Raw genomic sequence first — 19939 nt, 5'->3', positions numbered from 1 at the left:
GCGGTAGAAGGATAAATGCGATGTACCATGCGCTGCAAAACTTTTTATTTACACTGCTCTTTTTGGCATCGACCCCCACCGGGGTTGTGGCCGTTGTTGAGTTGGCTCCACCGGGAGAACCCCCGGTAGTGATCGAGGAAGTCTACCAGCAGCAGGGGATTTCTTATCTGCCGATCGACGAGGTGGAAAAGATTCTGGGACTCAGTGGCAAATGGGATTCAACGGAGCATGTCTACCGACTGACTCTGCGCGACGGTAAGGCTACCATTTCCCCCGGCAGCAACTATGTGCGCTTCGGCGAGCGCTTCATTCCACTGGAGCACAAGCCACGCTTTATCGACGGCAAGCTCCGTGTGTCTGAGGAGTTCGTCACTACCCAGCTGCCACTGCTACTCGGTTATCCCCTCTACTATCGCAATCTCAATCCGCACACAGCTGACGCAACCTCGAAAGAAGCAACGCTGGAAGGTTTTTTTTCGTTTTTGTCGCGTAAGGATTCTTCCCCGGATCGGCCCCGGATGCGCGCGCTGGCGATTGATCCCGGTCATGGCGGGAACGATCCCGGCACGCTCAACGCCGCCGGGGTCAAAGAAAAAGACATGACCCTGGCGATGGCAGCTCGTCTTGCCCGACTGACAAAAATGAAACTCGGCATCCCGGTCTATTTAAGCCGCGATGATGATTACGCCCCCGCTGCGGAAGAGCGCGCCAAACCGGCCCAACGCACCGATGTTGACGTCTTTCTGATCTTCCACGCCCAGGCAGCATTTGACGCACGCACGCACGGCATTGACCTCTTTGTCCGCCCGGATGAACGTTCCGAAAAGATGGGGGGGGATGACCTCAGCGAGAGCTTGAGACTGGCGCGGGAGCTAAGGAGTGCCTTGCTTCGCGCCGGATTTGATGTCAATGAGGTGCATTCCGCACCGCTTGTGCCGCTCGGTCGCGGCGACCTGCCGACAGTCCTCATTGAACTCGGCTATCTTACCAACCCGAAAGACGCAACCACGCTGACCACGCCGGAGGAACGCGACAAAATGGTTGCCGCACTCTATTCCGGTCTCGACACTTATATCCATACCACCTCGGAGTCCCCTTGATGACACAGATCCCGACCCGCATCGACCAACGCCCCCCCGACGCCCTGCGTCCGATCACCTTTAACCGCAACTTTACCTGTTATGCAGAAGGCTCGGTTCTCATCACCTGCGGCGGCACAAAAGTGCTCTGCACTGCTTCGGTCGAAGATCACGTCCCGCCATTTATGCGCGGTTCCGGGCGTGGCTGGGTGACGGCCGAATATTCGATGCTTCCCCGTGCGACTCACAGCCGCTCACCACGGGAAGCGACGCGGGGCAAGATTGGCGGACGGACGCATGAGATTCAACGCCTGATCGGTCGCTCGCTGCGCGCGATTACCGATCTTGACGCACTGGGGGAGCGGACGATTCAGATCGATTGCGATGTTCTGCAAGCTGACGGCGGCACCCGGACAGCATCGATTAGCGGTGCCTACATCGCGCTGTGTGATGCCATTGGTACGCTGATGCGTCGTGGTGAGCTGATCAAATCGCCATTACTTGACAGTGTCGCCGCAATCAGTGTCGGTATGGTCAAGGGGGTTCCGTTGCTGGACCTGAACTACACCGAGGATTCTACCGCTGATGTTGATATGAATTTTGTCATTACTGGCGCCGGAAATTTTGTTGAGATACAAGGCACCGCCGAAGAAAAGCCGTTCACGGCAGCAGATCTCGAAAAAATGCGCGAGCTTGCCATGCGCGGCTGTCAAACGTTGGCAATCCTGCAGCAAGAAGCCTTGGAATAGTGCCATGAAGTTGGTCGTAGCAACGCGCAATCAAGGAAAGCTCAAGGAAATTTACAGCCTGTTGGCCCCCTTTGGAATTGAGGTCGTCGGACTTGACCGCTTTCCACAGATTGGTGAGATTGAAGAAACCGGCGCGACGTTTGAGGATAATGCGCGGCTGAAAGCCGAAACCGTTGCCCGCCTTACCGGTTTGCTCACCCTGGCTGACGACTCGGGACTGACGGTTGCGGCCCTTGATGGCCGCCCGGGAGTTCACTCCGCTCGTTATGCCGGACCCGCTGCGGATGACGCTGCCAATAACGCCAAATTGCTTGCCGAACTGGCGGCAGTCCCGGTTGAGCAACGCAGTGCCGCTTTTGTGTGCTGCATGGCCCTGTTCGATCCAGACGACAACAGCTGCCGAATCTTTTCCGGGCTGGTCTCCGGGCGAATCCAGAATGATGCCCGGGGGGACGGTGGTTTCGGTTACGATCCATTATTCTTCGTCCCCGCATACGGCAAGACGATGGCCGAGCTGTCGTTAGCAACGAAAAATCGCATCAGCCACCGGGGTGCAGCACTACGTCAGGTAATCAGTTTTTTAACACATCACGATTGATGCCCTCGCAACAAGGTCTTTGGTGGTGTTCCATCTTGTTTTTTCTAGATAAACATGGATGTCCCCGGAGTTTTTTTATTTGGTACACGCGCTAAAGCTCAAAAATCGATTGACCGCAGAGCAAAAGATTGCAATGAAACGCGCTGACAAAATCGAAAGACCAAAGTGACAAGCGCCTCGGGCGCACCTGCGGGGACGAGATGGAGGAAACGGGTCGCGCCACACCAGCCATAAACTGTAACGATCGGCAACAACACTGACATCCGCCGGTTGTTTTGTTTTTCAGCCTTCCCGACCGAGCACAATCCCCCCATTCTGTGACATTCAATCGCCAAGGGAGGTTTTTGTGCGCATTTTTCGTGTTTCCATATTGCTTATTCCGCCTGGCGCCTGGGGTCGGACCAAGTCAATTATCTGAAATGCAAAGGTTAATCGATAAGAACTCCCGCATTTTCGCCCTTAGACGCGCATTTTCGTCGTCAAAAATGAACCTTTAAATGGCACGTGCAAATCGTCATCACATTCCGGGCAGGTGTGGCACATCACACATCGCTGCCACAAGAAAGAATTTTTCCTGAAATTCGCCAAGGACCGGGGCAGCAGACCCGTAGGTTGGGTTTCATTTCATTCAACCCAACCTACTACTTCATTGGATTGGAAGATGTTTTCTCGTCGAACCAATCGCCCGAGCGGAAACGCTTCGCGTGCCGCACAGCTCAGTCGTTATGCCCCAATGAAACAGCAATTGACATTCGCACCAAAAATGATACATTTATACTCAAATGACTGATATTTCTTTTGTCCTGAAAGTCGTTTTTTATCGTTCGGAGGCCGGCCATGAGCCGGTGAGGGAATGGCTGAAGGAATTGCCTCGCGAGGATAAGCGGCAAATTGGCGAGGACATCAAAACCGCACAGCTCGGCTGGCCGCTGGGCATGCCGCTTATCAGGAAAATCGAGCGGGATCTCTGGGAAGTCAGAACCAGGCTGGCCGATCGGATCGCAAGGGTACTGTTTACCGTTGACGGCGACCACATGATTTTGTTGCACGGCTTCATCAAGAAGTCCCAGGAAATCCCGCAAAACGAGCTCAAGACCGCGAGGACGCGGCTTGGTGTTTACAAGAGAGGTTCAAAATGAAAAACAAGCACATTGGCAGCAGCTTCGATGACTTCCTGGATGAAGAAGGACTTAGGGCCGACGCTGAAGCAGCGGCCATCAAAAGGGTCATTGCCTATCAGATTGAAATAGAAATGAAGCAGGCAAAGTTGTCGAAGACGGCAATGGCTGAAAAGATGCGTACGAGCCGGCCCGCCCTCGATAGACTTCTTGATCCCACCAACGTTTCCGTCACACTCCAGACCCTTGAAAAAGCGGCTCTAGCCTTAGGAAAAAGCCTGAAAATTGAACTGGCGGATTCGCGCCGTTAGCAGCAGGAAATGTTGGGTTTCATTTCATTCAACCCAGGCGCCTGGGGGGGGGACGTCCATGAAATTATGCGTTTCTCAAGGGGTTCCGGGGACAGCAGGAAATGTTGGGTTTCATTTCATTCAACCCAACCTACTACTCTGACGGTTCGGCCCTTGATGGCCGTCCGGGAGTTCACTCCGCTCGTTATGCCGGTCCCGCTGCGGATGACGCTGCCAATAACGCCAAATTGCTTGCCGAACTGGCGGCAGTCCCGGTTGAGCAACGCAGTGCCGCTTTTGTGTGCCGAATGGCCCTGTTCGATCCGGCCGACAACAGCTGCCGAATCTTTTCCGGGCTGGTCACCGGGCGGATCCAGAATGATGCCCGGGGGGACGGTGGTTTCGGTTACGATCCATTATACTTTGTCCCCGCCTACAGCAAGACGATGGCCGAGCTGTCGTTAGCAACGAAAAATCGCATCAGCCACCGGGGTGCAGCGCTACGTCAGGTAATCAGTTTTTTAACACGTCACGATTGATGCACTCGCAACAAGGGGTTTTATCATATTTTTTTCTTGGTCAGAACGGGCCGCCAAGTGTAGAATAGGGCACGTTGTCTGTCGCCTTGCGGCGCTAACCTTTTTCAGGAGGACGATACATGAAACTACGTAGTTTTCTGTTTCTGCTTGCAGCCGGACTGTTGATAGCCGGTTGTGCAGGACAACTTCAATCAACTGATCGAGAACTGATGAATCAGGCCATTGAAGCAGCGCAGCAGGCGCAAGCAGCGTCCGCACAGGCGCAAGCAGCCGTTGCTGAGGCGCAAGCGACCTCAAACCGCACCGACGTTGCGGCATCACGCGCTCAAGCCGCTGCCGACCGCGCCGCAAGTGCCGCGCAACGTGCCGAAGAGGCCGCCATGCAGGCATCATCGACCGCGACAATGGCTCAGGAAAGCGCTGTCAAGGCAGAAAAAGTCTTTGAAATGGGGCTGCGCAAATAACCGGTTACCACAATCTTCCGCTTTATCATGCAATAAAAAACCCGGCGATCGCCGGGTTTTTTATTGCATCGTCAACCTTTTTGCTAGTGCTTGGCGGTGGACGCCGATCGCAATGTCCACCGGCTATTGTCGGATGGTCGTCCGACCATATAGGGCAACCCACGCGCCGCGGAGATCGTTTCGATCAACGCTGTTTCATTTAATGGTTCTTGCCAGCCAAGGTCGCCAATCAACCGTCGTGCTTCAGCTGCGGGATCGTCAAACCGCTGGAGAAAATCCGGGTGAGCTTCGACAAACAGAGCGCTTTTGCGAACACCAACCTTGATTGGCTGGTAGATTATTCGCACCGGTGTGCCGAGCGCAACCCGACCGAATAAATCTTCAATGTCCTCGGGGTACATACGCAAACAACCATGACTGACCCGACGACCTACCCCGTACGGCTCGTTGGTCCCATGGATGCCGTATCCTTTTTTGGTCAAACCGAGCCAATAGTTTCCCAAAGGATTATCCGGCCCGGGGGTAACAACACGCCCCAGCTCAGGGCGTTCCTTACGAATCGATGGCGGTACCGCCCAGTGCGGATCACGTATTTTTTTATCGACCTGATAACGGCCCTCCGGGCTGTCGGCACCGTCAATGCCGATGCCGACAGGATAATACTTGACGCGCAAACGTTCATTTTCAGTCCACAAATAATAAAGTTTGAACTCCGCCAGATTCACCACAATCCCCGCTTCCGGAGCTCCTGGTAAAAGGGTCGCGTACGGCAGCAAGACCGGGCTATCGGTCGGTGGAAGCCAGACATCAAGATCGGGATTGGCGTTCTTTATCGCCTCAAAACCGATCCGCGCCACCCGTGCAACCTCGATCAGTGTTTCATCCTTCATGACCCGATGTTCCCGGTGAATCGCGATCATTTCCGGCAGGCGAGCAGCGTTAACCAGATATCCATTCTCCGGGGTTCGCGGGTCGGCAGCAAAGCTGGAGGTCGACAGACTAAAGAGGAGGGGAATTAATACAAACAGTTTATGCCGTGTTGTCATGCGCGTAGCATAACAAATTTGTTTAAATTATGGATATTTTTTCGTGCCCGGCACAGAGATAAACGCGTCGCCAACCGCTTGACTTTTATCGATCCCGGTGCTACAAGAACGCGGCATACAGACCGACACTATTAACTGGAGGTATAAACAATGGAAAGAACATTCGCAATTATCAAACCTGATGCATTCGCCGCGGGTAATGCCGGGAAAATTCTCGCCCGCATCTACGCCGAAGGATTCACTGTCGTCGGACTCAAAAAACTCTATATGAGCAAGGTGGAAGCCGAAGGGTTCTACTACGTCCATAAAGAGCGGCCGTTCTTCGGCGAGTTGACCGAGTTCATGAGCAGTGGCCCTTGCATCGTCATGGCACTTGAAGCCAAGGATGCCATCCGCAAGTGGCGTGATCTGATGGGCGCCACCAACCCGGCCGAAGCAGCAACCGGAACGTTGCGTAAAGAATTCGGCACGTCGATCGGTGAAAATGCGACCCACGGTTCCGATGCGCCGGAAACCGCCGCGTTTGAATTGGGATATTTTTTCAACGGACTTGAACTGCTCTGATCTGACGCGAAAAACTGTTGCCGGAACAAGTCCCATCGGTTACTATCGATGGGATTTTTCTTTTTCAAACGAGACCTTATGCTTTTCAATTCGCCGCTTTACATATTTTTCTTTTTGCCCACCGTGCTTCTGGTTTATTTCTTCTTTAACCAGAGGCATCTGGTTAAACTGGGGAAATACTGGTTACTGACGGCATCGCTCTTTTTCTACGGTTTCTGGAATCCGTTCTACGTCCCCTTGCTGGCCGGGTCAATCGGCGTCAACTTCACTTGCGGTATCCTGCTGGGCCGTTCTGCACAGCAAAGCAGAGTCCGGCGCACGCTGTTAGGTGTCGGCATTGGGTTAAATATTCTGCTCCTCGGCTATTTCAAGTACGCAAATTTTTTTCTCACGCCGATCACTGCACATTCAGTCAGCCCCTGTGATCTGCTGCATCTGGCGCTGCCATTGGCGATCAGTTTTTTTACATTGCAGCAGATTGCCTACCTGGTTGACCGCTATTATCAACAAACGTGCGAAAGCAACTTCCTCAACTACAGTCTGTTTGTTACCTTTTTTCCGCAGTTGATTGCCGGGCCGATTGTCCGTCATGGCGAGATGATGCCGCAGTTTGCACGTTTGCGGACAGTGTTGCCCAACTATCGCAACCTTGCTCTCGGGCTACTGATTTTCTTCATCGGACTGTTCAAAAAAGTTGTTATTGCCGATCCTTTCGGGGTCTGGGCAACCCAGGGCTTTGATCAGATGACGGTCCTCAATTTTGGCAACGCCTGGGTAACCTCGCTCAGTTATTCACTTCAGCTCTACTTTGATTTCAGCGGCTACACAGATATGGCTATCGGTGCTGCCTGCATGTTCAATATCAACTTGCCGCAAAACTTCAATTCCCCCTACAAGGCGCTTAATATCCAGGAATTCTGGCGGCGCTGGCACATAACTCTGTCACGCTGGTTGTATGATTATCTGTACGTCCCGCTCAGTTGTCGGTCTGAATCCGCAAGGCTGCGAGAAAATATCCCGCACCCCAACCAGCGGACAAACTACCGTGCGGTGCAGGCCATCTTCATGGTGTTTGTCCTCTACGGGGTGTGGCACGGCGCGGGATGGACTTTTATGATCTGGGGCATGCTCCACGGGGCAGCCTCGATTGTTCACAGATTCTGGCAAAAGCGCAAAACGCCGTTGCCGCGCTGGTCAGCATGGCTGCTGACGTTTGGTTTTGTGAACGCCGCCTGGGTCTTGTTCCGGGCATTATCGCTGGATGATGCGTTAAAGGTGTATCGCGGAATGATCGGAGCCAGTGGTTTCGGAATGCCGGATGCCTTTCCGCCAATCTCCTTAACGCTGGTCTTTTGCGTCCTTTTGATTGTGCTGTTTGCCCCGAATTCCATGGAACTCAAAGAACGCTTGCGACCGAATTTAGCCTGGACTTTATTTATTGCGGCAGTCATTACTGTCAGTCTGGCCCATTTGAGTCGCGTGACTGAATTCCTCTATCTGCGGTTTTGACGATAATGACGTGTAATTTCTCTTATCAGCGTTTTTGCCTGATCACCATCCTGATTATTGTCGGAGCACTGCTGTTCAATCTGCTTGTGTGGCGACTGCTCAACCGTCAGTTACTGACTCCCGAAGAGGGCGTTTATATCGGAGAACTGGCGCAAACAGGCTATCTGTATGACCACACCGCACCACGTCGCAATACCATCGACCTGCCGCGCAGACATCTGCGTTATGCCGAATATGCGGGGCAGAAAATTGACGTGCTGACCATCGGTGATTCGTTTTCCCAGGGCGGCGGTAACGGCCCCAACCGATTTTACCAGGACTACATCGCCTCTTTGCAAAACCTCGCCGTGCTCAACCTTCCGCTAAAAATTGATAGCGCCAACAATTTACTCGAAAGCATTGCGATCCTCGTCAACAGCGGTTTTATTGAACGCATCAACCCCCGTTACATCCTCCTGCAACGCAGCGAGCAAAATATTTATGAATTCGCCGCAACCACTGATCTGGGAAAAAGTTTGCCCCCTGAGCAATTGAACAATATGCTCGCCAGCACCACCCTGCCCGCTGGCAGCGATACCGACCCCGGCACATTCGACCTGCCGGGCAACCACTTTTTGAACCCGGCCAATCTGAAGTGGCTCTGGTATAAAATCGGTTACTTCTTTTCTCGCAATGCCTTTATCTCACATGTTTACCGGGAAGAGCTTGATCATTCTCTTTTCAGCGGTGCCCATGGAGATGCGCTCCTGTTTCTGGACAAGGCCCTGGATAAACACCGTGACAAGCAAAAAGCCCTGGACGAACGCGCGGTGCGCCGGATCAATGAAAATCTGAACCGTCTGGCTTCACTCCTCGCAGAAACCAATATCCGCCTGGTATTTATGCCGGTGCCCGACAAATACTCACTCTACCGCCCCTATTTACGCGAAAAACATTATTCCCGCAGTGCTTTTTTTGAACACCTGCGTTGGCAACCGAAAGTATATCAACTCATCGACACCGATGCGATTCTGGGGCAGGAACTGAAAACCGGCGTCAAAGACCTCTATTGGATCGACGACACCCACTGGAGCTGGAAGGCTTCCAGGGCAATCTTTGAACAGTTTCGCTTTGAGAAATAAATTCTACACCTTACCGCAAGCTATGAACTACTTACCTGGCCTGCCACGGACCACAAAGACAACATGACTGAAACGCCGCTTATTGATATCAAGAACCTCTCCTTGCCCGAGTTGACGCAATTACTCACCGGGCTCGGCAAGGAGAAATTTCGTGCCAGGCAGATCATGCAGTGGATTTATGCGCGCGCGGTTACAGACTTTACGGCCATGACCGACCTGTCGAAGGCATTTCGCACCGAATTACAGCGCCGCTTCGTTATTTCTGACTGGATTCCGGAGACCGTTGAGGCCTCGATCGACGGCACCCGCAAGTATCTTTTCAGACTGGCGGACGGTGAAGCGATCGAAGCGGTTCGCATCCCGATGGATGAGGGCCGGGCCACCCTCTGCATCTCAACCCAGGTCGGTTGCGCCATGCAGTGTGATTTCTGTCTCACCGGCACTTTTGGGTTGACCCGCAATCTGCTCCCGGCAGAGATTGTCAATCAGGTTTGCGCCGCCCGTAAAGACGGCCCGATCAACAACATCGTCCTGATGGGAATGGGTGAGCCCCTGCATAACCTCGACAATGTCATTAAGGCATTAAATATCATCTATCTCCCGATCGGGCTTGATTACGGCCCGCGCCGGGTAACACTTTCAACCTCCGGGCTTGTCCCGGAACTGGCTGAGCTGGGGCGTCGCATCGAAGTAAATCTGGCGATTTCTCTCAACGCCACCACCGACGAACTCCGCAACCGCCTCATGCCGATCAACCGGCGTTATCCACTGGATCAGTTGATGAGAGCTTGTCGTGATTTTCCATTGAAACCGAGTCGCCGGATTACCTTCGAGTACATTTTAATCAGGGACCTCAACGACACCCCTGCCGATGCCAAACGACTGGTCAAGTTGCTGCACGGCATGCGTGCCAAGGTCAATCTGATCCCTTTTAACGAACATCCGGAATCGCCCTATCGAACCCCCGATGAAAGCACCATCGGTACGTTTCAAAGCTATTTACTCGACCGGGATATTGTCGCTATTCGGCGCGCTGGCAAGGGGCTGGATATTTCCGCCGCCTGTGGTCAACTGAAGGGCCGCCTGGAACTTCGCCAGCCGTTGGCAGCAAAACCTGTAAATCAACTGGATTGATCAATAATAAGGAGATTTGCCATGGAAGAAACAATGATTGGAGTCATTGGCGGCAGCGGACTTTACGCGATGGACGAACTGACGAACGTACAGGAAATCCGGGTTGAAACTCCGTTCGGAGATCCTTCCGATCGCTATATTACCGGCACCCTGGACAACATCAAACTGGTTTTTTTGCCCCGCCACGGGCGCGGGCACCGCTTGCTCCCCTCGGAAGTCAACTACCGCGCCAACATTTTCGGCATGAAAAAGCTCGGCGTGCAGCGAATCATTTCGGTTTCTGCCGTTGGCAGCATGCGGGAAGAGATCATGCCGGGGCATATCGTTATACCAGACCAGTTTTTTGACCGGACCCAGGGAAAACGCGCGGCAACCTTCTTTGGCGACGGGATCGTCGGTCATGTCCAGTTTGCCGATCCGGTTTGCAGTGATCTGGCCGAAGTCCTCTATACCTCTTCGGTTGCAAGCGGGGCGATAACGCACCGGGGGGGAACCTACATCTGCATTGAAGGTCCAAATTTCTCAACCCGTGCCGAATCCAACATCTACCGCAGCTGGGGGGTTGATATCATCGGTATGACCAACATCCCGGAAGCCCGACTGGCAAGGGAAGCTGAAATCTGTTACGGAACGATCGCCCTGGCGACCGATTATGACTGCTGGCACGAGACGCACGATGATGTTTCCGTTGAAGCGGTGATTGCAATTATCGAGCAAAATGTCGCCACGGCCCGCACCATAATCAAGACCGCCGCGCGGCGCCTTGACAAGCAACCCGGCTGTCCCTGCGGCGGCGCGCTCGAATATGCGATTATGACCCAAAAAGATCTGATCCCCGAATCAACCCGGAAAAACCTGCAACCAATCATCGGCAAATACTTGAAATAACCGTGTAATTCTGGTTTAGTTATTGCGTTTTTCGGATCTATTTGGTTAAATTCAAAGCGCTGCATAAAATATTTGCAACAGTCTGGAGAATTGGATGAGTATTCTGGTTGTTGGGTCGGTTGCTTTCGATTCGGTCGAAACACCTTTTGGAAAAGTCGAAGATATTCTTGGTGGTTCTGCCACCTATTTTTCGACCTCCGCCAGCTTTTTCACCGATGTCAATCTGGTGGCGGTCGTCGGTGAAGATTTTCCGGACGATCATCTGGATTTTCTTCGTTCACGCAATATCGATCTTTCCGGTCTGCAAACGATGCCAGGGGAAACATTTCGTTGGAAGGGTCGTTACGGTTACGATTTGAACGAGGCGCAGACGCTGGAAACGCATCTCAATGTCTTCGAGTCATTTCGTCCTGAACTGCCGGAAAACTATCGGGACGCGGAATACGTTTTTCTGGCCAACATCGATCCGGAGTTGCAACTCGAAGTCCTGAAGCAGGTCAAAAACCCGCAACTGGTCGCCTGCGATACAATGAACTTCTGGATTGAGGGAAAGCGCGATGCCCTGCTGAAAACGTTGCCTCATGTTGACATTCTGATCATCAATGATGCTGAAGCCCGGCAGCTCGCTGACGAACCGAATGTGATCAAGGCGGCACGTAAAATCCTCACCTTCGGGCCGAAAACATTGGTCGTCAAGCAAGGTGAATACGGTGCACTGATGGTGTCGGAGCACGCTGTATTTTCCGCGCCGGCCTACCCTCTCGAATCAGTTTTTGACCCGACCGGAGCCGGTGACACGTTTGCTGGCGGGTTCATCGGCTACCTGGCATCAACCCGCAATCAGTCAGAAGCCTGTCTGCGCCAGGCAATCGTATTCGGCAGTGTGATGGCCTCATTCACCGTCGAAGACTTCAGCCTTAACCGCCTCCGGATTCTCAATTCATCGGAAATTAAAGAACGCTTTCGTACCTTTAAACTTCTGACCCACTTCGACGACCTGTAAAGGAATTGCTTCGTGTTCAAATGGCAAGAGGCTATCGATCATCTTGACCTGCCGGCACACCGGGTCTTACGACTGCATCAGTCACAAAACCAGGTGCAGGTCGCACTCCCCGGCGTTCCTTCGCAGGAAGCAAAAGCTTACGTCTGCGCTTTCAGTGCCAAGTCAGGACTCAAGGTAACGATCGCTCTGCACCTGAAGAGCAGCAATAAGATTGCTTTTTTTTTCCATCGCCATAACATCGCCGGTCGCTCGGCCAAAGAACTCGTGCAGGACGCCCTTGACTACGCAGAATCGATGGGCTTCTCGCTATCAGACACCGATTATCATCTCGCATCGGCATCACTGCAGGAAAAATTATGGACCGAGTGCCCGCTAAGTAAAGGTTTCCCCCCGGAGGGGGCAATCGAAAACCTTGAAGAAATTGATGACATTCAGGACGTGGCGGATGAACCCCCTGATGAACCGCCTGCTGCAGTCATTGAGCTCCCGCCTGAAACTTTAACAGAGGAAGTTGAAGAGGTTGTTGAGGTTGAAGACATTGAGAGCGACCTCAACGATGAGCAGGAATCTGCGCCGGAAAGCACGGAACCCGCAGCGTTGGAATCGACCGCAAATGAGCTCTCTGCAGAAACACCCCGTTCCCCGGATAACACATTGAAAGAAAACCTCGGGCGTTTACTCGCCTCGTTTTAGGAGCCCATGTGACCCGTGTCAAAGGTATATTGACTATCGTTCTTTGCACTCTGCTGCTGATTTCCTGCAGCGCCACAAAGGAAAAAGTTGACGCAGGGGAAGTCCACTATATTCTCGGCGTATCGTACTTGCGCGAGAACAATCCGACGTTAGCCCTGAAGGAATTTCTGATCGCCTACGATTCAGAAAACAGTGGTCGAGTTCATTCCGGACTCGGCCAGGCATACCAGCTGAAGCGCGCGTTCAAGGAAGCTGAAGAGCATTACAAAACTGCTTTGCGAAGGGATGAGAACAACCCGCAATTTGCCAACAACCTGGCCGCACTTTATCTCGATATGGGCCGTTGGGATGCCGCGATCAAATATTTCAATCAGGCTGCTGACAATCTGCTTTTTACTACCCCGGAAATAGCCCTGACCGGGCTGGGCGTCGCCTATTACCAAAAAGGCGAATATCCTCAAGCGATTATCCAGTTTGAAAAATCGATCAATCTGGCACCGCGCTTTGCACAAACTTACTACCATCTCGGTGAAACTTATTTTGCGCTCGACAAACCTGATCTTGCCTTGCTCCAGTTAAATCACGCCATCGATCTTTCTCCCGCTTATGCAGCAGCATATTACAAACGGGCACTGACCTATCTGAAGCTGAAAAATAACGTAGCGGCCAAAACTGATTTCATGCGTGTTCTGGCGCTTGTGCCTGACAATGAAATCGGACGTCTGAGCAAAGATTATCTGCGGCTGCTGAAGTAACATGATGACAACAGACCTCGCTATCGGAAGCACTCTGGAAGAGCGGCGCACAACGCTTGGCTTGTCTCTTGACGAGATTGCTGCCAAAACACGCATCCGCCGGGAATATCTCGCCGCCCTTGAAGCTGAGGACTACACCAAACTTCCGGGCACAACATTTGTCACCGGATTTCTGCGCAATTACGCAGATTTCCTCGGGCTTGACGCCGACCGGATGGTGGCTGCATATATTTCCCAACGCGACGCCTCAGCAACCGACAGCGCGCCCCCGCCACGGCAAGAAGTTCTGCCGCGCTGGAGAATCCATTTTGTCGTTGTCGCATTATCAGCACTGCTGTTGGTCGGCTACTGGTTTTTTTCATCAGAGCAAATCGCTCCGTTGCAGATACCGACGGCACAACCGCCAGCAGACACTCTACCGGTGCCGGAATTGTCCCCACCGGTAGCTCCCGCTGCACTACCGATGAACGTTGCAAAGCCGGAGCAACCGCTCCCCATAAAAATATCGTTAGCTCGCCGGGGGGTGTTGCAATTGAACGCAGCGGGAGCGACACAGATCGTTCTCACCATCGACAATCGCCCTCAGCAACGCTATAATCTGAGTCAGGGTTCACGTTTGAGCTGGGAAATCAACACTCATGCCACGGTCCACATTACCGATCCTGCTCAGGTTAAACTGCAACTTAATCAAGAGCCCATCCTGTTACAAGGCAACCACGATATCATCTTTTTTCGCCCGGCGAACTGATTCACGGAGGGAGGAGCGCATGCTGCTGATTGAATGTCCCGCCTGCGCAGCACGCTACAAGGTCAAACCGGGAAAAACCCGGAAACAGACAACCAGTATCAAATGCCCTGCCTGTGAGCATATTTTTTCGATTTCACTGGCCGACGGAGCCATCATCATCAACGAAGAAGAAAAAAACACCGCTCTCCCGAAGATCCTCATCGTCGACGATTCAAATGCATTTCGCAATATCCTGGCAGATATTTTACGTTCACCAAAGGTGAATATTTTAACCGCAGCCAACGGCAACGACGCTTTACAAATGATTGCCCAGGAACATCCTCAACTGGTAATTCTGGATCACGTCCTGCCCGACATCAGTGGCGCCGCAATCGTTCAAAAAATAAAATCGTTCAGATCCTTGAGTGCAACCCGTTTTTTTATTCTCAGCGACACAATCGTGAACGGCACTCCGACTCCTGAACTCGCTGATTGCGGTGCCGACGCCTTTTCTTCAAAATCATTCAAACCTGAGCAACTGCGGGAACGCGTCGCGGCCCTGCTTCAGACATGATACCAGATCCCGCCCGTAAATCGGCCGTGATCATGCCCCACAGACTTCTACCAACCCGTTGTAATAGCGTTATTTATTTAGATATATCAGCTTGACAGACAGCAACGCCATGCTACCCTTCACTCATGAAAGGGACATCATGGCGCAATTACAATTCCACAACATACTCGTTCTCGACGATGAGAAAAATTCCCGTGTTGTCCTGTGCAAATTATTGCAGAACGAAGGGTATAACGTCAGCAGTGCCGGCAACGGCGATGAAGCTCTGGACATGTTACATACGACAAACTATCAACTGGTTATCAGTGATATCAACATGCCGGGAATGAACGGCCTCGATTTTCTTAAAAGAGCACAAAAACTTCGACCGGAAATAAAAATTATCATGGTCACCGCCTACGGCGATATCAGTTCATACCTCGAAGCCATGAACTTCGGAGCATCAGAATACCTGAACAAACCGGTGAGGATTAAAGAACTTAAATCCGTCATGCATAAACTCACTCACTGTTCCACCACTCTATCCGGTGGAGAGACACGGGAGGCTTAACCATGAGCGATTATCGTACGATTCTCTTTGCAACCGATTTTTCCGAAAGTTCTGATTATGCATTTGAACATGCTTTTGCGTTGACCAAGAAATTTTCGGCACGCCTGCTGATGCTTCATGTTATTAACGAGCCTGTCGATCTGCGCGGCTTTTACGTCCCGCATATCTCATTTGACAAACTTGAAGAGGAAATCGAAGCGGGGGCGCACAAAATGATGGAACACTTTTGTGCAACACATATTAAAGATTATGCCAACGTTGAAACCTTTATCGTCCCCGGCATCCCTTATGATGAAATTATTCGTAAAGCTATCGAGACAGACAGCGATTTGATTGTCATCGGCACCCACGGTCGTACTGGCATAGACCACATGCTCTTCGGCAGCACGGCTGAAAAGGTGGTCCGTAAATCAACGATCCCGGTATTGACCATTCGTGCCGGTGACTGATGCTGTAAAAAACTACTCTCTTTCCGTTATCTTTCACAGGGGGAATACCCTCTTGTCAAACAGACCGCCTCCGGCTATGCTGACCGATAAACGGTTTTAGTCATTCATCAACCAGGGGCAAATATGGGCGAGCGCATACTCATTATCGATGATGAGCGGGTTATTCTTAATCTCACTCACATGATCCTCAACGATCGGGGACATGTGGTTTTTACTGCTGGCAACGCGATGGAAGGACTGGCCATCGTTGCCCGTGAGCACCCGGCCCTGGTTGTGCTTGACTACATGTTGCCAGCAATGGACGGCCTCACCGCCTTACGCACAATCCGTGAGCAGTTCCCGCGTACTTACGTCGTCATGTTCACCGGCAAGGGAAGTGAAAAAGTTGCCGTTGAACTGATGAAAGCGGGAGCTTCCGATTACATTCTCAAGCCATTTTCCAATCAGGATCTGATCGATCGGATTGAAGCCGTCCTGCGCTTACGCGAGGCCGAACTCCATAACATCGAACTCCGCCAGGAACGCGAAAAACTGATTGCCAGAATTGCGAACTGGAACAGCGAGCTTGAACGACGTATTGAGGAAAAATCACGAGAACTCGAAAAAGCCCATGCCGAAATTCTCCAGATTGAAAAACTTGCGTCCCTCGGTCATCTCTCCGCCGGCATGGCTCATGAAATTCGCAACCCCCTGAACGCTATCGGACTGTTTACCCAATTACTACAGACCGAACTCGCCAACGACAGCGAAAAAAGTGAATATCTCGAAAATATCATGCGCGAAGTCGATCGTATCGATGAAACGCTGATCAACCTCCTGGCGTTACAACGACCGACCGACAATGAACGCACCCCGGTCATGATCAACGAAATCATCGAACAGGTCATTGCCGACAATCAGGCACGCATTGCTGCCAGGAATATCAACGTCAGCACCCGATTCCTCCGTCTGCCGCCGCCATTACAGGCGGCGAAAAATGAAATTACCGTTGTCTTTTCCAACCTGATCAACAATGCACTCCATGCAACAGACCCCGGTGGCACAATTGTCGCCGAGCTTGACCACGATGATACCCGGATGTTCGTATCGATCCGCGACGATGGCTGTGGCATCCCGGAAAAAAACCTGAACCGGATCTTTGACCCCTTTTTCAGTACGCGTCAAAAAGGGACGGGGATCGGTTTATCGATTGTCCACCGTTCTGTCCGTGACCACGGTGGACGCATTACCGTCCAAAGCGAGGTCGGCAGCGGCACAACCTTTCATCTTGAGTTTCCTTTTTATCTTTCCGATAACGACCGGCAAGCCTGAATCCGTTTCGACCATGAATCGACCTGGCCAATAATGATGAGATATTGTCTTCGTGAGCTGCGGCTCCTGCCGGATGAACCAGTTGAACTTTTACCTCTGAAAATCGCTGCCGAGCTGTCGCTCTGCGCTTCTTGCGTCACCAATGTACGGATCATCCGCCGCGGTCTCGACGCACGAAAAAAACCACGGATTAACTTCATTTACTCCGTTGAGTTCGACCTTGCCGATGATCTTCCCGCACCATCGCATCCGCGCCTGGAGCAGGTTGTACCTGCCCAGCCACTTTCGCAGCTGCACCTGTTAGCGCCCCGCCAGTTGCTTGTCGTCGGCATGGGTCCAGCCGGACTTTTTGCCGCCTGGCGCGCCGCGCACAGCGGCTTCAAGGTGACGCTGCTGGAACGGGGGCGACCGGTGGAACAACGCGTACGCAACGTGCAGGCTTTCTGGCAGAAGGGTCACTTCGACCCGCGCAGCAATATCCAGTTTGGCGAGGGGGGGGCCGGTACTTTTTCCGACGGGAAACTGACGACCCGCCTGCGCCATCCCGGAATCGCCCTGATTCTGCGCACCCTGGTTGACTGCGGTGCGCCGCCGGATATTCTGATCGATGCCAAACCGCACATCGGAACTGATCGCTTGCGTCTGGTGCTGATTAATTTCCGGCGAAAGCTGCTGGAAAAAGGGGTCGATATCCGTTATGATGCGACCCTGACCGGGCTCGTTGTCAACCAAGGTCGGGTCACTGCGGGGATCGTAAACGATTGCGGGGAGGTTCCCTGTGCTGCGCTGCTGCTGGCCCCCGGCCACAGTGCTCGCGACACCTACGAAATGCTCCACGCCAAGGGAGTTGCACTTGCGGCGAAAGCCTTTGCCGCCGGTTTGCGTATTGAACATCCGGTTGAGCTGATCAACCGCATTCAATTCGGCAGCAATACCGATAAACTGCCTGCCGCTGACTATGCACTGAGCTGGAACGACCCGGCGACCGGACGCGGCTGTTATTCCTTCTGCATGTGTCCCGGCGGTGAAGTGGTTGTCGCCAGTTCCGAAACCGGCGGCGTCGTTGTCAATGGCATGAGTAAACTTCGCCGGGCGGCACCTTTTTCCAACAGCGCACTGGTCGTCAGCGTTCTCCCGCACGATTGTGTCACGCAAGATATCCCCCCCGGCCCGCTGGCGGGGATCTATTGGCAACGGCGTCTGGAACAGAGTGCATTTATCGCGGGGGGCGGAAACTACCACGCCCCGGCGCAAAATCTGCTTGCTTTTCTCGAATCCGGCACCGGGCCATTGCATTCCAGTTGTCGTCCAGGCATCCGCGAAGCTGATCTGGCGGCGCTGCTGCCCGCATTTATCACCCACGGCCTGCGCACCGCCCTGCCCTGTTTTGAGCGGCGGATGCGTGGCTTTATTAGCCGCGAAGCAACCCTGACCGGGGTCGAAACCCGAACCTCGGCGCCGCTGCGGATCTTGCGCGATGAACACGGCGAATCGGTCAGTCATCCCGGTCTTTACCCGGTCGGCGAAGGGGCCGGATATGCTGGCGGGATCATGAGTGCCGCCCTTGACGGTCTGCGCGTCGTTGATCGACTTGCAGCACGTTTTAACCACGGGAGTACCACTGAATGAAATCTATTTTTGCGGCCCGCATTCGCGAACGCGACTGGGTTGACACTATCTTTCTGGTGCGTGAAAAAATCACCGCCATGGCCAAGAATGGCAAACCTTACCTGACTTTGAAGTTAATGGATAATAGTGGTGAAATCGAAGGGCGCGTATGGGATCGGGTGGAGCAATTCGCCGCCCTTTTTGAACGCGACGATTTTATTCGAGTCACCGGACAAGCCAGTGTCTATCTCGGTAAGATGCAGCTGGTTGTGCAGGAAATTTTTCCGGTCAACGAAAGGGATGTCGATCTGGCTGATTTTCTGCCGACATCCCCGCGTCCGGTCGCCGAGATGATCACCGAACTGCACTGTGTGGTCGACAGGTTGACCAACAAATCATTACGTGCCTTGATGAAAGCCCTGCTCGCCGATGAAGTATTTATGGCCAGCTATTGCAAGGCACCGGCGGCCAAAGCCATGCATCATGTCTATCTCGGCGGATTACTCGAACATTCACTGGCGATTGTGGCCTTGACAACGGATATCAGCAAACGCTACCCGGAGCTTGATCGCGATCTGCTGGTTGTCGGGGCGCTGCTGCACGATGTGGGCAAAATCGTCGAACTCGATTACAATCGCAGCTTCGATTACACCGACGCGGGAAAGCTTCTCGGCCATATCGTTCTCGGGGTTGAACTGATTGAAGCCCGCATCCGCACCTTGCCCGACTTTCAGCCGGATGTCGCGTTGCTGCTCAAGCATCTGATCCTGTCACACCACGGTCAGTATGAATATGGTTCACCGAAACGCCCGAAAACGATTGAAGCGATCATCCTGAACTACCTTGATGATCTCGATTCAAAGATCAACGGCATTCGCACCCATATCGCCAAAGAGCCGGACAGCGAAAAATCATGGACAGCCTATCACCGCCTCTACGATCGTTACTTCTTTAAAGGCTTTCCGGCGCAGCAGCCCCCCCGGGATGAGCCGCCGGTCATCCTCGCATCGCCGCCAAACACCGCGTCGTTGCCGCAGGAGCGCAAAAGAGAAGAACGCCCGCGTGAAAATCGTCGCCCCGAAAAAAAATTTGGCTACAGCCTCGGCGAGCAACTGAAGGATAAAAATCTCAGTCTGTTCGATACCGACGAATAAATTTCCAAGGAGTGCT

At 52.8% G+C, this 19939-nt stretch carries 23 protein-coding genes; 22 read left to right on the top strand and 1 reads right to left on the bottom strand.

From position 1 onward, the window contains the following. Positions 1 to 20 precede the first annotated feature (20 nt). The 7 genes from K0A93_01355 to K0A93_01325 all read left to right on the top strand — a co-directional run bounded on the left by K0A93_01355 (position 21) and on the right by K0A93_01325 (position 4837). Positions 21 to 1100, top strand: a complete 1080-nt coding sequence (locus tag K0A93_01355) for an N-acetylmuramoyl-L-alanine amidase (protein MBW6510749.1) — start codon at positions 21 to 23, stop codon at positions 1098 to 1100. Next, complete coding sequence (gene rph / locus K0A93_01350; GenBank protein MBW6510748.1) at positions 1100 to 1828, top strand: ribonuclease PH; 729 nt, start codon at positions 1100 to 1102, stop codon at positions 1826 to 1828. The genes K0A93_01355 and rph overlap by 1 nt, the downstream gene beginning before the upstream one ends. Positions 1829 to 1832: 4 nt before the next feature. Next, positions 1833 to 2426 carry an XTP/dITP diphosphatase gene (locus K0A93_01345; GenBank protein MBW6510747.1) on the top strand — a complete coding sequence of 198 codons (594 nt, stop codon included), beginning with the start codon at positions 1833 to 1835 and terminating at the stop codon, positions 2424 to 2426. Positions 2427 to 3208: 782 nt separating this feature from the next. Continuing rightward, complete coding sequence (locus K0A93_01340) at positions 3209 to 3565, top strand: type II toxin-antitoxin system RelE/ParE family toxin (GenBank protein ID MBW6510746.1); 357 nt, start codon at positions 3209 to 3211, stop codon at positions 3563 to 3565. After that, on the top strand, positions 3562 to 3855 hold the full coding sequence (locus tag K0A93_01335) for a helix-turn-helix domain-containing protein (GenBank protein MBW6510745.1): 294 nt from the start codon (positions 3562 to 3564) through the stop codon (positions 3853 to 3855). The genes K0A93_01340 and K0A93_01335 overlap by 4 nt, the downstream gene beginning before the upstream one ends. Positions 3856 to 3956: 101 nt before the next feature. Further along, positions 3957 to 4373, top strand: a complete 417-nt coding sequence (locus K0A93_01330) for a hypothetical protein (GenBank protein ID MBW6510744.1) — start codon at positions 3957 to 3959, stop codon at positions 4371 to 4373. Between the two features lie 119 nt (positions 4374 to 4492). Beyond that, positions 4493 to 4837, top strand: a complete 345-nt coding sequence (locus K0A93_01325) for a hypothetical protein (GenBank protein ID MBW6510743.1) — start codon at positions 4493 to 4495, stop codon at positions 4835 to 4837. Positions 4838 to 4920: 83 nt separating this feature from the next. On the opposite strand, the gene K0A93_01320 is transcribed toward K0A93_01325, so the two are convergent. Beyond that, the gene (locus K0A93_01320) at positions 4921 to 5883 is read right to left on the bottom strand and encodes a L,D-transpeptidase (protein MBW6510742.1); all 963 of its coding nucleotides are present in this window, start codon (positions 5881 to 5883) and stop codon (positions 4921 to 4923) included. Between the two features lie 150 nt (positions 5884 to 6033). Between K0A93_01320 and ndk the strand changes: the two genes are divergently transcribed. From ndk to K0A93_01245, 15 genes are all read left to right on the top strand, one after another. Further along, positions 6034 to 6447: a nucleoside-diphosphate kinase gene (gene ndk, locus K0A93_01315; GenBank protein MBW6510741.1), complete on the top strand. Its 414-nt coding sequence runs from the start codon at positions 6034 to 6036 to the stop codon at positions 6445 to 6447. Between the two features lie 78 nt (positions 6448 to 6525). Continuing rightward, positions 6526 to 7956, top strand: a complete 1431-nt coding sequence (locus K0A93_01310) for an MBOAT family protein (protein ID MBW6510740.1) — start codon at positions 6526 to 6528, stop codon at positions 7954 to 7956. A 5-nt stretch (positions 7957 to 7961) separates the two neighbouring features. Continuing rightward, the gene (locus K0A93_01305; GenBank protein MBW6510739.1) at positions 7962 to 9077 is read left to right on the top strand and encodes a hypothetical protein; all 1116 of its coding nucleotides are present in this window, start codon (positions 7962 to 7964) and stop codon (positions 9075 to 9077) included. A gap of 63 nt (positions 9078 to 9140) precedes the next feature. Next, a complete protein-coding gene (gene rlmN / locus K0A93_01300) occupies positions 9141 to 10211 on the top strand; it encodes a 23S rRNA (adenine(2503)-C(2))-methyltransferase RlmN (protein ID MBW6510738.1) in 1071 nt (356 codons plus the stop codon). A gap of 21 nt (positions 10212 to 10232) precedes the next feature. Continuing rightward, on the top strand, positions 10233 to 11099 hold the full coding sequence (gene mtnP / locus K0A93_01295; GenBank protein ID MBW6510737.1) for an S-methyl-5'-thioadenosine phosphorylase: 867 nt from the start codon (positions 10233 to 10235) through the stop codon (positions 11097 to 11099). Positions 11100 to 11193: 94 nt separating this feature from the next. Further along, complete coding sequence (locus K0A93_01290; GenBank protein ID MBW6510736.1) at positions 11194 to 12102, top strand: sugar kinase; 909 nt, start codon at positions 11194 to 11196, stop codon at positions 12100 to 12102. 12 nt (positions 12103 to 12114) lie between these two features. Beyond that, positions 12115 to 12795, top strand: coding sequence for a hypothetical protein (locus K0A93_01285; GenBank protein MBW6510735.1), 681 nt, complete (start codon positions 12115 to 12117; stop codon positions 12793 to 12795). Between the two features lie 8 nt (positions 12796 to 12803). Further along, positions 12804 to 13550, top strand: a complete 747-nt coding sequence (locus tag K0A93_01280; protein ID MBW6510734.1) for a tetratricopeptide repeat protein — start codon at positions 12804 to 12806, stop codon at positions 13548 to 13550. Between the two features lies 1 nt (position 13551). Next, positions 13552 to 14298, top strand: coding sequence for a helix-turn-helix domain-containing protein (locus tag K0A93_01275; GenBank protein ID MBW6510733.1), 747 nt, complete (start codon positions 13552 to 13554; stop codon positions 14296 to 14298). A gap of 19 nt (positions 14299 to 14317) precedes the next feature. Beyond that, positions 14318 to 14851, top strand: coding sequence for a zinc-ribbon domain-containing protein (locus tag K0A93_01270; protein ID MBW6510732.1), 534 nt, complete (start codon positions 14318 to 14320; stop codon positions 14849 to 14851). A gap of 139 nt (positions 14852 to 14990) precedes the next feature. Then, positions 14991 to 15401 (top strand): response regulator, encoded by a 411-nt coding sequence (locus tag K0A93_01265; GenBank protein MBW6510731.1) that lies wholly within the window; start codon positions 14991 to 14993, stop codon positions 15399 to 15401. Positions 15402 to 15403: 2 nt separating this feature from the next. After that, a complete protein-coding gene (locus tag K0A93_01260) occupies positions 15404 to 15850 on the top strand; it encodes a universal stress protein (GenBank protein MBW6510730.1) in 447 nt (148 codons plus the stop codon). A gap of 123 nt (positions 15851 to 15973) precedes the next feature. Continuing rightward, positions 15974 to 17161, top strand: coding sequence for a response regulator (locus tag K0A93_01255; protein ID MBW6510729.1), 1188 nt, complete (start codon positions 15974 to 15976; stop codon positions 17159 to 17161). 36 nt (positions 17162 to 17197) lie between these two features. Continuing rightward, the gene (locus tag K0A93_01250) at positions 17198 to 18790 is read left to right on the top strand and encodes a hypothetical protein (GenBank protein MBW6510728.1); all 1593 of its coding nucleotides are present in this window, start codon (positions 17198 to 17200) and stop codon (positions 18788 to 18790) included. Beyond that, positions 18787 to 19923: an HD domain-containing protein gene (locus K0A93_01245; protein MBW6510727.1), complete on the top strand. Its 1137-nt coding sequence runs from the start codon at positions 18787 to 18789 to the stop codon at positions 19921 to 19923. Before K0A93_01250 ends, K0A93_01245 begins: the two co-directional genes overlap by 4 nt. Positions 19924 to 19939 lie beyond the last annotated feature (16 nt).

Source organism: Desulfuromonadaceae bacterium, assembly GCA_019429445.1.
Classification (GTDB): domain Bacteria; phylum Desulfobacterota; class Desulfuromonadia; order Desulfuromonadales; family JAHYIW01; genus JAHYIW01.
This window is presented reverse-complemented; position numbering and strand designations above follow the sequence as displayed.